The sequence below is a fragment of the Kribbella sp. NPDC049174 genome, assembly GCF_043197365.1.
Classification (GTDB): Bacteria; Actinomycetota; Actinomycetes; order Propionibacteriales; family Kribbellaceae; genus Kribbella.
In genome coordinates this window covers 35,816-49,165 of the sequence record NZ_JBICSZ010000005.1, presented here as the reverse complement: position 1 = coordinate 49,165, position 13,350 = coordinate 35,816, and the positions used below count along the sequence as shown (strand labels likewise).

Annotated in this window: 14 protein-coding genes; 7 read left to right on the top strand and 7 right to left on the bottom strand. The window is 67.5% G+C overall.

Annotated features, from left to right (window positions below; genetic code table 11):
• Positions 1 to 86 precede the first annotated feature (86 nt).
• The gene (locus ACGFIF_RS25190; protein ID WP_393157743.1) at positions 87 to 2,246 is read left to right on the top strand and encodes an MMPL family transporter; all 2,160 of its coding nucleotides are present in this window, start codon (positions 87 to 89) and stop codon (positions 2,244 to 2,246) included.
• A gap of 108 nt (positions 2,247 to 2,354) precedes the next feature.
• On the opposite strand, the gene ACGFIF_RS25185 is transcribed toward ACGFIF_RS25190, so the two are convergent.
• On the bottom strand, positions 2,355 to 3,014 hold the full coding sequence (locus ACGFIF_RS25185) for a YitT family protein (RefSeq protein ID WP_393157742.1): 660 nt from the start codon (positions 3,012 to 3,014) through the stop codon (positions 2,355 to 2,357).
• 62 nt (positions 3,015 to 3,076) lie between these two features.
• Between ACGFIF_RS25185 and ACGFIF_RS25180 the strand changes: the two genes are divergently transcribed.
• The 3 genes from ACGFIF_RS25180 (at position 3,077) to ACGFIF_RS25170 (ending at position 6,298) form a co-directional block, all read left to right on the top strand.
• Positions 3,077 to 4,516: a PLP-dependent aminotransferase family protein gene (locus ACGFIF_RS25180; RefSeq protein WP_393157741.1), complete on the top strand. Its 1,440-nt coding sequence runs from the start codon at positions 3,077 to 3,079 to the stop codon at positions 4,514 to 4,516.
• Between the two features lie 123 nt (positions 4,517 to 4,639).
• On the top strand, positions 4,640 to 5,278 hold the full coding sequence (gene msrA, locus ACGFIF_RS25175; RefSeq protein ID WP_393157740.1) for a peptide-methionine (S)-S-oxide reductase MsrA: 639 nt from the start codon (positions 4,640 to 4,642) through the stop codon (positions 5,276 to 5,278).
• A 276-nt stretch (positions 5,279 to 5,554) separates the two neighbouring features.
• Complete coding sequence (locus tag ACGFIF_RS25170) at positions 5,555 to 6,298, top strand: hypothetical protein (protein WP_393157739.1); 744 nt, start codon at positions 5,555 to 5,557, stop codon at positions 6,296 to 6,298.
• Positions 6,299 to 6,496: 198 nt separating this feature from the next.
• Here the strand turns inward: ACGFIF_RS25170 and ACGFIF_RS25165 are convergent, their stop codons facing one another.
• Entirely contained in the window at positions 6,497 to 7,024 is a 528-nt protein-coding gene (locus ACGFIF_RS25165; protein ID WP_393157737.1) for a hypothetical protein, read from the bottom strand.
• 152 nt (positions 7,025 to 7,176) lie between these two features.
• Entirely contained in the window at positions 7,177 to 7,593 is a 417-nt protein-coding gene (locus ACGFIF_RS25160; RefSeq protein ID WP_393157736.1) for a hypothetical protein, read from the bottom strand.
• Positions 7,594 to 7,888: 295 nt separating this feature from the next.
• On the opposite strand from ACGFIF_RS25160, the gene ACGFIF_RS25155 reads away from it, so the two are divergent.
• Positions 7,889 to 8,248 carry a YciI family protein gene (locus ACGFIF_RS25155; protein ID WP_393157735.1) on the top strand — a complete coding sequence of 120 codons (360 nt, stop codon included), beginning with the start codon at positions 7,889 to 7,891 and terminating at the stop codon, positions 8,246 to 8,248.
• 114 nt (positions 8,249 to 8,362) lie between these two features.
• Here ACGFIF_RS25155 and bfr read toward each other — a convergent pair whose 3' ends face one another.
• Genes bfr through ACGFIF_RS25140 form a run of 3 tightly spaced genes read right to left on the bottom strand, consistent with a single transcriptional unit; the run spans position 8,363 to position 9,805 of the window.
• Entirely contained in the window at positions 8,363 to 8,851 is a 489-nt protein-coding gene (gene bfr / locus ACGFIF_RS25150; protein ID WP_393157733.1) for a bacterioferritin, read from the bottom strand.
• A complete protein-coding gene (locus ACGFIF_RS25145) occupies positions 8,838 to 9,047 on the bottom strand; it encodes a (2Fe-2S)-binding protein (RefSeq protein WP_337012650.1) in 210 nt (69 codons plus the stop codon). The genes bfr and ACGFIF_RS25145 overlap by 14 nt, the downstream gene beginning before the upstream one ends.
• A 59-nt stretch (positions 9,048 to 9,106) precedes the next feature.
• Entirely contained in the window at positions 9,107 to 9,805 is a 699-nt protein-coding gene (locus tag ACGFIF_RS25140) for a winged helix-turn-helix transcriptional regulator (protein WP_393157731.1), read from the bottom strand.
• Positions 9,806 to 9,882: 77 nt separating this feature from the next.
• Here ACGFIF_RS25140 and ACGFIF_RS25135 point away from each other — a divergent pair, with 77 nt between their 5' ends.
• Positions 9,883 to 11,304: an FAD-binding oxidoreductase gene (locus tag ACGFIF_RS25135; protein ID WP_393157730.1), complete on the top strand. Its 1,422-nt coding sequence runs from the start codon at positions 9,883 to 9,885 to the stop codon at positions 11,302 to 11,304.
• A gap of 16 nt (positions 11,305 to 11,320) precedes the next feature.
• Here ACGFIF_RS25135 and ACGFIF_RS25130 read toward each other — a convergent pair whose 3' ends face one another.
• On the bottom strand, positions 11,321 to 12,142 hold the full coding sequence (locus ACGFIF_RS25130; protein WP_393157728.1) for a class I SAM-dependent methyltransferase: 822 nt from the start codon (positions 12,140 to 12,142) through the stop codon (positions 11,321 to 11,323).
• A 331-nt stretch (positions 12,143 to 12,473) separates the two neighbouring features.
• Between ACGFIF_RS25130 and ACGFIF_RS25125 the strand changes: the two genes are divergently transcribed.
• Positions 12,474 to 13,298 (top strand): alpha/beta fold hydrolase, encoded by an 825-nt coding sequence (locus ACGFIF_RS25125; RefSeq protein ID WP_393157727.1) that lies wholly within the window; start codon positions 12,474 to 12,476, stop codon positions 13,296 to 13,298.
• Positions 13,299 to 13,350 lie beyond the last annotated feature (52 nt).

The window sequence follows — 13,350 nt, the reverse complement described above, 5'->3', positions numbered from 1 at the left end:
CACCGGGGCCGCTTCCCGTATCTACCGGTCGGCAGGTAGTCTACCAACCGACCGGCAGGTAGACAGACCCTCAGGAGGGGTTCGGGGTGTTCACCAAACTCGGACGATTCGTCGTCCACAACCCGTGGAAGGTGATCGCCGCCTGGGTGATCGCGGCAATCGCCGTGGTCGCCTTCGCGCCGACGCTCGCCGACGTGACGAACAAGGACCAGGCAGCCTTCCTGCCCGACAAGTACGAGTCGGTGCAGGCGCAGAAGCTGGCCGCGGATGCCTTCGGGCAGACCAACGACGCGACCGCGAGCATCGTGGTCAAACGCAGCGCAGGCGGCGAGTTGACCGCGGCCGACCAGGCCAAGGTGACCGAGCTCGCGACCAAGATCACCGCCGCGGAGATCGACCGGGTCACCGGCGCGATCACCGGCCCACAGGCGGTCTCGCCGAACAAACAGGTCCAGATCGTCAGCGTCGGCCTCAAGGGCCTGCCCGACGACCAGGCCGTGCTGGACGCGGTCCAGAAGATCCGCGACCTGACCGGCCCGGCGCTGAGCGGCAACGATCTCGAGTACGGCGTGACCGGCGACGCCGCGCTGTACCTCGACAACCAGGACGCCTTCGAGAACGCGTTCGTGGTGGTCGGGATCGCGACCGTCGTACTGATCATCGGTCTGCTGCTGGTCATCTACCGCAGCCCGGTCGCCGCACTGCTCCCGATCCTCACGGTCGGCCTGGTGGCCGCGATCGCACCCGGTCTGATCGCACTGGCGGCGAAGGCCTTCGACCTGCAGGTGACACAGGATCTGCAGACCATCCTGACCGTCGTGCTGTACGGCGTCGGGACCGACTACATCCTGTTCCTGTTGTTCCGCTACCGCGAACGCCTCCGCGCCGGCGAGCCGTCGAAGGAGGCCCTGGTCAACGCGACCGCCCGGGTCGCCGAGGTGATCGTGTCAGCCGCGGGTGCGATCATCGTCGCCTTCAGCGCCCTGCTGCTGGCCGTCTTCGGCGGGTTCAAGAGCCTCGGCCCGGGCCTCGCGATCGCAGTGGCAGTGATGGCGTTCGCCGCGATCACTCTGATCCCGGCGGTGGTGTCGCTGCTCGGCCCGAAGGTGTTCTGGCCGTCGAAGTCGTGGCAGAAGACGCCGAAGGGGGCGATGTTCAAGCGGTTCGGCCGGTTCACCGCGAAGCGCCCGGCCGTGGTCGCGCTGGTCTCCGGCGGCATCATGGTCGCGCTCGCGCTCGGCACGCTGGGGATGAAGGTCGACTACGACGCGTTCAGCCAACTCCCCGACGGCACCGAGTCGTCCCGCGCGATCAAGGATCTCCAGGCCGGCTTCCCGGCCGGCGCGCTCAACCCCACCACGGTCTACGTCCGCAGCACCGACGGTACGGCGCTCGATCCGGCCGAGCTCACGACGTACGCCGGGAAGCTCGCCAAGGTGGAAGGTGTCGGCGCCGTCCTCCCGGCCGGTGCCGACGGCAGCCTGGCGTTGCTCAACCCGGACAAGACGGTTGCCCAGATCAACGTCGTACTCGACGGGGCGCCGTACGCGACCTCGTCACTGGACCTGGTCGACGGGGAGTTGCGCGACGTCGCGCACGCCGATGCACCGGCCGGGACGACCGCTCTGCTTGGCGGAGTGACCGCGAGCTACACCGACATCCGGGACGCGAACAGCCGGGACCTCTCGGTCATCTTCCCGGTCGCCGGTGGGCTGATCGCGATCATCCTGGCGCTGCTGCTGCGGTCGCTACTGGCCCCGATCGTATTGATGCTCGCGGTGGTGCTGAGCTTCTTCAGCTCGATCGGCGCGACGGTGTTCGTGTTCCAGGGCCTCGCCGGGCACGCGGGGGTGACGTTCTCGCTGCCGATCATGCTGTACCTGTTCGTCGTTGCCATCGGCACCGACTACAACATCCTGATGATCGCCCGGTTGCGGGAGGAGGCCGAGCAGGGCACCGAGCCGCGGGAGGCCGCCGACCTGGCGATCGAGCACGGCGGTCCGTCGGTGGCGGCGGCCGGGCTGATCCTGGCCGGCACGTTCTCGTCGCTGATGCTGGCCGGGATGGCGCTGCTCACCGAGATGGGCTTCTCGGTCGCGGCCGGCATCGTCATCTCCGCCTTCCTGATGTCGATCTACCTGGTCCCGAGCGTCACCGCCCTGCTGGGTGAGCGGGCTTGGTGGCCGCGCAAGCTCAAGCGCCGTACGGCGGCTCCGGAAGAACGGTCACTGGAACCCGTCGGCTGACCATCCCAGACCGCAGGCAGAGGGGTCTGTGTCGATTCGGACCCACCCCACCGCCCCGGTCAGGCGAACAACGGGGTCCCGGGCCACCTGGTCCGGGACCCCGCTGGTCTACTCGGTCTTCAGACGGACGGTGAAGATCGGCAACAGGAAGTGGACGAGCGGTCCGATGGCGAGGGCGTAGAACACGGTGCCGATGCCGATCACGCCGCCGAGGAGGAATCCGACCGCGAGAACGGTCACCTCGATCGTGGTCCGAACCAGACGGACGCTGAGGCCGGTACGTCGTACCAGGCCGGTCATCAGCCCGTCACGCGGACCGGGACCGAACTGCGCGCCGATGTAGAGCGCACCCGCGAGTGCGTTGACCACGACGCCGGCGACCATGAAGACGATCCGCAGCCAGAGCTCATCCGGCCGGTCGACCGTGGCCAGCGTCAGGTCGGTCACCAGGCCGATCACGATCGCGTTGCTGATCGTGCCGAGTCCGGGCCACTGCCGCAGCGGGATCCAGGCCAGCAGGACGACGAAGCTCATCGCGATCACCACCGTGCCGAAGCTCAGCGGCAGGTGCTGGGTGATGCCGGAGTGCAGCACGTCCCACGGGTCCAGGCCGAGGTTGCCCTGGATCATCAGGCCCATCGAGGCGCCGTACAGGGTCAGGCCGACGTACAGCTGGACCAGGCGGCGGGGAAGGTGGCCTGCTTTCAGCTGCTGGATCGGGTTCAGCGCGGCGAGTTGGCGGGGTGGGGCATCGGAAGTGGCGGTCACGTACTTCAGTGTGCGAGCAAGTGGCCTGGTGTTCGATAGCCAATTGCGCCATAGTGGACTGCATGAAGGGGCAATATCTTCCGGCCAGCACACTCTCCGGGCTGCTCGACGCGTGGTCCGACGGGACCGGACCGGCGTACCGGCTGCTGTCCGAGCGACTCCGGCTACTGATCGCGGACGGGCGGATCATGCCCGGGTCGCGGCTGCCGAGTGAGCGTGAGTTGACCGACGCGCTCGGTGTCAGCCGTACGACGGTCGCCTCGGCGTACCGCGAGTTGCGTGACAGCGGCTACCTGCTGTCGCGCCGCGGCTCGGGAAGCGTGACCGCTCTCCCGTCGAAGATCGAGCCCGAACTCGGCCGGCACCACGCTCCGGGGATCGACACCGATGGCCTGTACGACTTCACCTGCGCGGCGCCGAGCGCCGTACCGGGGATCACGGCTGCGGTCGCGGAGGCCACGGCGGACCTACCGGTGCACCTGGCGACACCCGGGTATCACCCCCAGGGCCTGCCGGTACTGCGGGCGGAGATCGCGGCCGCCTACGAGGAACGCGGTCTGCCGACGTCGCCAGACCAGATCATCGTCACCGCGGGCGCGCTGGCCGCGACGTCGATCGCGGTCCGGGCGATCACCCAGATCGGCGACCGGGTGCTGACCGAGAGCCCGACCCACCCGAACTCGGTGGACTCGATCCGGCGCAGCGGCTGCCGTCTGGTCGCCGTACCGATGAGTCCCGGCGGCTGGGACCTTCCCTTGCTGGAGGCAACGATCAGGCAGTCGTCGCCGCGGGCGGCCTGGCTGGTGGCGGACTTCCAGAACCCGACCGGCTGGTTGATGTCGGCAGCCGATCGGCAGCGGCTGGCGATCGCGTTCGCGCGCAGCCGGACGACGGCGATCGTGGACGAGACGCTGTTCGAGCTGTCGCTGGACGGGCAGGAGCTGCCGCCGCCGTTCGCGTCGTACGACCCGGCCGGGGTGATCACGGTCGGCTCGGTGAGCAAGTCGTTCTGGGGCGGGCTGCGGATCGGCTGGATGCGAGTGCCGGAGACGCTGGTCGCCCGGGTGCTGGACGCGCGCGCGTCGATGGATCTGGGTGCGCCGGTGCTCGAACAGCTCGTGGTCGCGAGCCTGCTCCGGCAGCGGTCGACGATCCTGCCCGAGCGCCGACTCGAGATCGCCCGCCGGCGCGACGCGTTGGCGGCGGCCGTGTCGGAGCTGCTGCCATCGTGGCGGTTCCAGTTGCCGGGCGGCGGGTTGTCGCTGTGGTGCGAGCTGCCGGAGCCGGTGGGTTCGTCGCTGGTCGGCGTGGCACAGCGGAACGGCGTACTGCTCGTGGCCGGCTCCCGCTTCTCCCCCGACGGCGGCCTGGAGTCCTTCATCCGCTTGCCATTCACCCTCGACCCCGACGCACTACGCGACGGGGTGCATCGGTTGGCAGCGTCGTACGACGGCCTGACGGCTGGCTCCCCAGTACGACGTACTGCCGCGATGATCGCCTGAATCCTCTCACTCCCATCCAGGGAGGAGGGGTGAGCACGTCATCGTGCCGTAATCGGGTGGGGGAAGGTTCACCTCCGTGGGGGCGTTGGGAGACTATGAGAGTCACTCTGCGAGAGGCGTGAGATGTCGTTCTTCAAGCGCAACACAGCCCTGGTCGAGCCCGAGGCCGCTCTGCCCGGCCGACCGGAGCGCGGTTACCCTGTTCCGGCCGAGAACATCGTTCTCGGTACGCCGCAGACTGCCGCTGCCCCTGAGGGGTACGAGGAGGTCTGGTTCGGCACCGGGTGTTTCTGGGGCACCGAGGAGATCTTCTGGCAGCTGCCCGGGGTCTACACGACAGCGGTCGGCTACGCGGGTGGGTACACGCCCAACCCGTCGTACGAGGAGGTCTGCACCGGCCGCACCGGCCACACCGAGGCGGTCCGGATCGTCTACGACCCGGCCAAGACCACCTTCACCGACCTGCTGAAGGTCTTCTGGGAAACCCACGACCCGACCCAGGGCATGCGCCAGGGCAACGACCTGGGCTCCCAGTACCGCTCCGCCGTCTACTACACCACCGACGCCCAGCGCGCCGAGGCCGAGCGCACCCGGGACCTCTACGCCCCCGTCATCGCCACCCGCGGCTACGACGCCATCACCACCGAGATTGCCCCGGCAACCACGTTCTACTACGCCGAGCCCTACCACCAGCAGTACCTCCACAAGAACCCCAACGGCTACCGCTGCCACAGCAACACCGGCGTACCGTTCCCTGCCTGAAGCTCTCGAAGGCGGCCCCCACCGGTTGGTGGGGGCCGCTTTCGTTTGCAGGAAGTGGCAAAGGATGGTGGTTTGGTCCGGAGGGGGCGCTATCGTCTGCGGTCCGCGGTTGAGGATTGTGGAGGGATGGGGCGGATGGGCGTGCGGCGACTCGGGTTGGTTCTGGGTGGGGTTGGAATGTTGGTGGCCAGCGGGTTGCCAGGGCCGGCGCAGGCTGCTGTTGCCGATTCCGTGCCGTGCATCAATCGGATTGTTTGGACCGACAGTGCGAACGCCGTGCAGGAGGCTGACATCCTCGCTGCAAAGCCGCCGCGAGTCTGGGATCGCTATCAGGTTGCGCAGTTCGTGCCGGTCCGGGCGATGTCCACCTGGTACATGTCGACGACGCGTCAGGGTGAGCAGTACTCCTATGGGCTGCTGCTGCAGGGCGGGAACCTGTACCGGCACTCGACCATCACCTCGGGTAGCCGGGCACGGGTGACCGTGACCAAGCTCGGCGGTGGGTGGACGAACTTCAAGGCGATCGCCACGTCGAACTACGCCGACCCGCTGGGTCGCAAGCACTCGTTCCTGTACGGCCTGAACACCAACGGGAACCTCTACCGGTTCGCGGCGAACGGTACCGGCTACAAGGCGTACGGCTCGTTCGGTGGGTTCAAGAGCTTCAAGACGATGGCGATGATCAGCCAGCAGCCGACGTACGACACGCTCCTGATGACGACCACCGCCGGGGCGCTCTACACAATCCACATCCCGACCACCGCGACGGCGAAGCCGGTCGTCAAGCTGATCCGCAAGTCCGGCTGGTCCTCCTTCGAGTCGCTCCTGGTCGAGCACTGCGGCAACAACTACGGGTCCGTCGTCGTGGGCATCGACCACAACACCGACTCCGGCTACCAGTACGCCTTCGGCAGGGCCAAGGGCACGGCGACCGCGATCACGTCGTACGGCAGGATCCCGGTCGCCTTCACCGGCGCAGTCCACGCCTCCCGCACCAACGCCTGGCTGAACGGCGAATAGCCGGGCTACGCAGCACGCGCCTTGCCACGCGCACCTTCTATCGCCCAGCCGGTATCGCTTACCACCAGAAGTACCTCCACAAGAACCCCACGGCTACCGCTGCCACAGCAACACCTGGATTCCGTTCCCGGCCGATAGCTGATCGCCTGCGCTGACGCGAGGGTCGCACCTAGCGGCCCTCGCGACGAAGTACCTGACCTACTGAGTGGTCTCGGTTGGTGCTGGGGTGAGCGATCTGATGCGACGGCGGAGCCGCCGCGGCCAGTCCCACTGGGTGTACAGGAAGACGCCGGGGACCAGGGAACCCAGCAATGCCCAAGGGGACTCGCTGACGGCCCCAGCGACGCTGCCGATCAACAAGAACACCATCAAGATGACGGACAGTCTGCGAGTCCGTCCGGTGTAGTCCGCCAGGTATCTGGAAGCAACACGCAGCGCCGCCGATCGGACGTCTTCGGGTACAGCGCCGCCCATTGCGGCGCGATGAGCCATGCGGACCTTGTCGGGCGGCAGATCGCCCTCAGCGTCCTTCATCCCGCGTTGCCACCTGGCGCTCCACCAACCCATCGCCAGCCCGAACGGAATGCCGGTGACAAGCGCGCCCACGCCGGCCGCAGTCCAACTCGACCCGTCGAGCTTGGTGAAAGCCCCCATCACCAGACCGAACAGAACGCCGCCCATCACAGCTGCAACCCACCACGGGAATTCGCTTGGCTCTGCGCGCATCTTGTGATCATCCACCAGAGGTAGCGCCTGTGTCGTGTTCTATCGCGGGCGAGAGCTGAGCAGCTGTGCTGACGCGAGGGTCGCACCCAGCGCCCCTCGCGGACGGGAGGTATGGCCTAGTGAGTGGACTCGGTTGGGTGGGTCCACAAGTTTCATTCGGAGTTCTCGGGCCGGTTCGCCGAGGCGACCGCGCTGAGCACCGACTCCAGCACCCCGCAATAGAACTCGTCCTCACTGCGAGAGCCCCTCGATATCAGCCGTCTGATCACATCGAACCTCTCGCGCCTCACCACCGCCTGAGAGATCCGCCAGTCACTATCGTCGGCCGGCGCGAAGGTGACTTCGAAGAACCCCACGCCCGTCCAACTCCGGTGCAGGAAGACGACGCTCCCCTCGGCGAACACGTCCCACTTCTCATCCATGTCCCGCGCGAGATAGCCGAGCTGAATCCGCCGCCACTCATCGTCCGACCACGTCCTGCGCGGCAGGACAGCCAATTGCCGATGCCGCGACATCGGCTGGATACGTCCGGAAAATGTGGACCGTGCCACTCGATCGTCAGCAGACATGCCGTGATTCTAGGGAGCGCTCCACCCGGCTGCAGCTTCTATCGCCTGCGCGCCATTGCTCCCAGCCGCAGGACCTCCACAAGAACCCCAACGGCTACCGCTGCCACAGCAACACCGGGGTTCCGTTGCCGGCTGAGATTGTCAGCACGAGGGGGCCGTCCGACCGACGGCGCCCTCGTCGTGCGTCTGGCTCGTTTAGAGTTTTCTGCCGGGAGCCTGTCGGATTCGGGGCGTGCTGTTCGTTGCAGGGGTGAGAGGCGGCCGGAGGGTGGCTGCCGGGACTAGGAGTGATGAGATGACGCGGTACCTGATCTCGTTCGGGAACGGTGCGATGGACCACATCCCCGCGGAGGACTTTCCCGAGGTGGGCAAGGCCGCCCACGCGGTGATTCAGGAGGCCAAGGACGCCGGCGTGTTGGTGTTCGGCGGCGGCCTGGACTACGAGAACGACGACGTCGAGCACGCCGTGGTGGGCACCGATGGGCTTGTCACGGACGGCCCGTACCCGGAGAGCAAGGAGCTCCTCGGCGGCGCCACCATCGTGAACGTACCCACCCGGGAGGACGCGCTGGAGTGGGCCGCGAAGATCGCGGCCGCTTGCCGCTGCCCGCAACACGTCCGCAAGTTCATGTACGACCCGAACCCGATCGAATGAGCTCATGCTGACGTAGTACCTGAGGGCACCACCTACGCGGTGGTGCCCTTGTCTTTCATGGGGTGGATCGCGACTGGGCGGTTTTGGCTGCCTGGTCGATGCGGGTGTGGAGGTTCAGCCGGGTGAGTTGCCGGAGTCGATCTGCTGGGCGAGGTACTGCTGGGCGCCGACCCGCTGGATCGCGTCGAGCTGGCTCTCGAACCAGTCGGCGTGCTTCTCCTCGTCGCGGACCATCTCCTCGAACACCGCGGCGGTGCCGTGGTCGCCGAGGTCGTGGCACTCCTTCGCGGACGCGTTGAACTTCGCGACCGCGGAGTGCTCACTCTCGAGCCCCAGCCGGAGCATCTCCTGGGCGTCCTCGCCGACCGTCACAGCCCCGAGCTTCTGCAGGTTCGGGTGACCGTCGAACAACAGGATGCGGTTGATCAGCGCGTCGGCGTCCTTCATCTCGTCGATGGACAGGTCGTAGAAGACCTTGCCCAGCCGGCCGAACCCCCAGTTGTCGAGCATCCTGGCTTCCAGGAAGTACCCGTTGATCACCGTCAGCTCGAGCGTGAGCGCCTCGTTGAGCAGTACGACGACGCGTGGGCTAACCGGTTGCACCTGCCACCTCCGTGAACGAGGCTGCCGAGACCGACCTCCCATGCTGGCACAACAACCGCTTCAACGAGAAGACGCAGCCACCACAATTCCGTCCGGCCCCGGTCGCCCCGCACACCTGCGAGAGCGTGCGGGCGCCGTCCTCGATGCTCTCGAGGACCTCCCGGTCGCTGACGACCTCACAGTGGCAGACGATCACACAGGCAAGGCTACCCTAACCAAACCGGACTAGTCATCGCGCGGTCCCACCACGAGATGTCAGGCCACTGAGCTCGCCGCCGTCCGGGAGATCGGCTTGATGTGGGCGAAGGCGCTGCGGGCGTTCCAGGTGGGGAAGGCTCGGACGAGCGACGAGGGGCCGTGGAGTTGGATGCGACGGTCGCGGGTGGCCTCGGCCCAGCTGAGCTGGCCGGCGTGCCACTTGACGAAGGCCTCGGCTTCCGCCGTGATGTACAAATCCTCATCGAGGCCGGGGTACGTCTTGCAGATCTCGGTGTCGCCGTGCTCGATCAGCAGCCAGTACCGCTCGGGGCGTCGGCGGCCGGTGAAGTCGAAGCGTACGACGACGCGCCGAGCCGGGAGCCGGTCGCGGCGGAGCATGTTGCACATCGACCACAGCGCCACAAAGGGATCCAGGTGCTCGGGGGCGATCTCGAGCCAGGCGGCGCCCCACTCGCCGAGTGACACGCAGACCTTGAAGAGGTCGTGACCCGCGGGTGCGAGCTCGTAGTGGCGTCCGCGCCCGTCGGACTTGGGTGCCGACTCGACGATGCCGAACCGTTCGAGCTGCTTGAGCCGCTGCGAGAGCAGGGTGCGGGACAGGCCGGGCGCGCCCTCCAGGATCTCGCCGAAGCTGCCGCACCCCAGATACAGGTTGCGGATGATCAACGGCGTCCAGCGCTCGGCGAAGATCTCGGCGCCACGCGAGATCGGGCAGTACTGGCCGTAGGTCCTCACCACGCCAGTGTCGCGCCGCTGCCTTCGGCGGTGAAGTCCAGATTCTTGACTTCACGGCCGGGGTCAACGGCGATGCGATGGAGCCGTCGACCACCGAGTACGTCGGCCACGTGAGCGAGGAGGTAACCGCCATGGAGATCGACGGGTTCCGGGGGCAGCTGATCACCGCTGACCACACCGACTACGACACCGCCCGAGCCGTGTGGAACGGCACCGTCGACCGGCGGCCCCGCCTGATCGCCCGGTGCAGCGGGACCGCCGACGTGGCCGCGGCCGTGCGCTTCGGCCACGATCACGACCTGGAGATCGCAGTACGGGGTGGGGGCCACAACGTGGCCGGTACGGCGGTGTGCGACGACGGGATCGTCATCGACCTCTCGACGATGCGGTCCGTGTGGGTCGACCCCGTCGGACGCACGGCCCAGGTGCAGGGTGGTGCCCTGTGGGGCGACGTCGACCACGAGACCCAGGCCCACGGCCTGGCGACTACCGGAGGCATCGTGGGTCACACCGGCGTCGCCGGGCTCACCCTCGGCGGTGGCATCGGGTTCCTCATGCGCAAGCACGGGCTCAGCGTCGACAACCTGCTGGCGGCCGAGGTGGTCACCGCCGACGGCAGCATCGTCCGGGCGTCGACCGACGAACACCCCGAGCTGTTCTGGGCGCTACGAGGCGGCGGCGGCAACTTCGGCGTCGTCACGTCGTTCCGGTTCGCGCTGCATGACGTCGGTCCGACCGTGCTGGCCGGACCCATCTTCTGGGCGGCCGATGACACCATCGACGTACTGCGCTTCTATCGCGACTTCGCCGCCGACGCGCCCGACGAGCTCGGCAGCGTGGTCAGGTTCGGCACCGTACCGCCACTGCCAGGCATCCCCCAGAACCTGCACTGGCGACCGGCCATCGCGGTCATCTGCTGCTACGCCGGCGCCGTGGAAGACGGCGAACGTGCGGTGCGGGCCCTCCGCCGACTCGGGACGCCGCTCGTGGACCTGCTCGCGCCCACGCCGTACGTCGCCCACCAGACCGCGACCGACGACACCGTCCTCCACGGGTGGCACTACTACTGGAAGGCCACGAGCCTCGCCGGCCTCTCCGACCACGCCATTGCCGCCATCGCCGATCACGCGTACGCCGCCAACTCGCCCCGGTCGTACGCGGCGATGTTCCACCTGGGCGGCGCCGTCGCCCGAGTCCCGCGCGACGCCACCGCCTTCGCCGGTCGCGACGTGGCCCACAACTTGATCATCGACGCGGTGTGGCTGCCTGACGAGTCCGGCGAGTACGCCGCTGCCGAGACCGCGTGGGCGCGACAGTTCCTCCAAGCCCTCGAGCCGGACCGCGCAGGCGTCTACGTCAACTTCCTTGATGCAGACGACGACGCCGGCCGCACTCGAGAGGCGTACGGCGATCACACCTGGCGGCGCCTCGCCGAGGTCAAGGCGAAGTACGACCCCGACAACGCGTTCCACCACAACAAGAACATCCGCCCGGCTTGACGGCGCAGCAGCGTGCTCAGAAGCGGTAGTGGAGGACGATGGTCCCCTTTCGCGACCAGGCCGTACTGCGTGCTTGGGCCCGGTAGTAGAGGCGGAGGGCGGTCGGGAAGTGGGCCACCTCGGGTTCGCGGCTGATCAGGATCTCCTTGACCAGTTGGAGCTTCGGGTTCCAGCGTTCGAAGTCGCGAGGATCGTCGACGCCGGGGAACTTGATCAGCGCGGCGACCGACGTCGTGCCGGGGGCATGCCTGGCCGCGAAGACGGCGAATTTGGTGTAGCTGTTGAACACCATCTGACCGCTCGGGAAGTGGGCCAGCAGTTGGTCCCACAGCCCCATCAACTCGTCCTGGCTGAGGAACCCCATCAGACCGTCGGCCACGATCACCGCCGGCCGGTCGTTGGGTACGCCGTCCAGCCAGCCCTTCTCGGTCACATCGGCGGCGATCACGTGGGAGTGCGGGCGCTCCGGGATCACCTCGCTGCGCGCTGTGGCGACGACCGGAAAATCAACGTCGTACCAGTCGACGGTGTCCGGGGTGTCGAGTCGATGGCTGCGCGTGTCGAGCCCGGCGCCCAGGTCGAGCCCGACAGCGTCCGGGTGACGGGCGATGAACGCCGACACCACCTCGTCCATCTTCTTCGCCCGGATCGTGGCGTTGAGGCGCAGGTTGGTGCCGATGTTGAGCTTCTCGTAGTCGTAGTCGACAGTGCGGACGATCTGGTCGGCCATGGCGTCGCCGAGAACCGGATTCGGAGTGCGGTTGTCGAGTGCGCGGCAGCACAGCGTCAACCACAAACTGTCCTCGAGCGGCGTGAAGGCCGGAAGCGTGATCCCCATGCGGATCCGCCCCCCTCCGGTTGGCAGTGAACTCCGCACCACCTTTCCCGGCCACCACACCAGCCAGCATCATCCGCGCCGAGTGATTTCGACGTCGATCACCGCCCGCTGATCTGTGCAGGCGCCAACTCTGCATGCTCTCCTCACCGGCCGACCACGCGGGAGCCATTGCCGCCACGAAAACCGTTGGCCGCGCGTCCGGCTGGTGAGTCAACTATTCCCGGCCGGCTGACGGGCTCCTCAGATCGGCTGTCGCGGGTTAGGGTGGCGTGGGGCCGCCCTGGAACCTGCTGCTGACAAAGGGTTTTCGCGCGTTGAAGGGGGCACCACAGTGGGGACGATCACCACCAGCGACGGCACCGAGATCTTCTACAAGGATTGGGGCGAGGGTCAGCCGATCGTGTTCAGTCATGGTTGGCCGCTGTCGGCCGACGACTGGGACGCACAGTTGCTGTTCTTCCTGCACCACGGCTACCGCGTCATCGCCCACGACCGCCGCGGTCACGGCCGGTCCACGCAGACCGGAGACGGTCACGACATGGACCACTACGCCGATGACCTGGCCGCGGTCGTCGAACACCTCGACCTGCACGATGCGATCCACGTCGGCCATTCGACCGGCGGAGGCGAAGTCACGCACTACCTGGCTCGGCACGGCGAGGGCCGCGCCGCCAAGGCCGCGCTGCTCTGCGCGGTGCCGCCGCTGATGGTGAAGACCGCCGCCAACCCGGACGGCCTGCCCAAGGAGGTCTTCGACGACCTGCAGGCACAGCTCGCGGCCAACCGTTCCGAGTTCTACCGGGCGCTGCCGTCCGGACCGTTCTACGGGTTCAACCGGCCGGGTGCGGAGTCGTCCGAGGCGGTCATCGCCAACTGGTGGCGCCAGGGCATGATGGGCGGCGCGAAGGCCCACTACGACGGCATCGTCGCGTTCTCCCAGACCGACTTCACCGAGGATCTGAAGAAGATCAGCATCCCGGTGCTGGTGATGCACAGCGAGGACGACCAGATCGTTCCGTACGTCGCCTCGGGCCCACGCTCGGCGGAGTTGCTGAAGAACGGCGTCCTCAAGACCTACAAGGACCTCCCGCACGGCATGCCCACCACCCACGCCGACTTGATCAACGCCGACCTGCTGGAGTTCCTCCAGTCCTAGCGGTCGGCCCGCACCACCACACGTACTTCGTCATGCACACACGCCCTCCCCC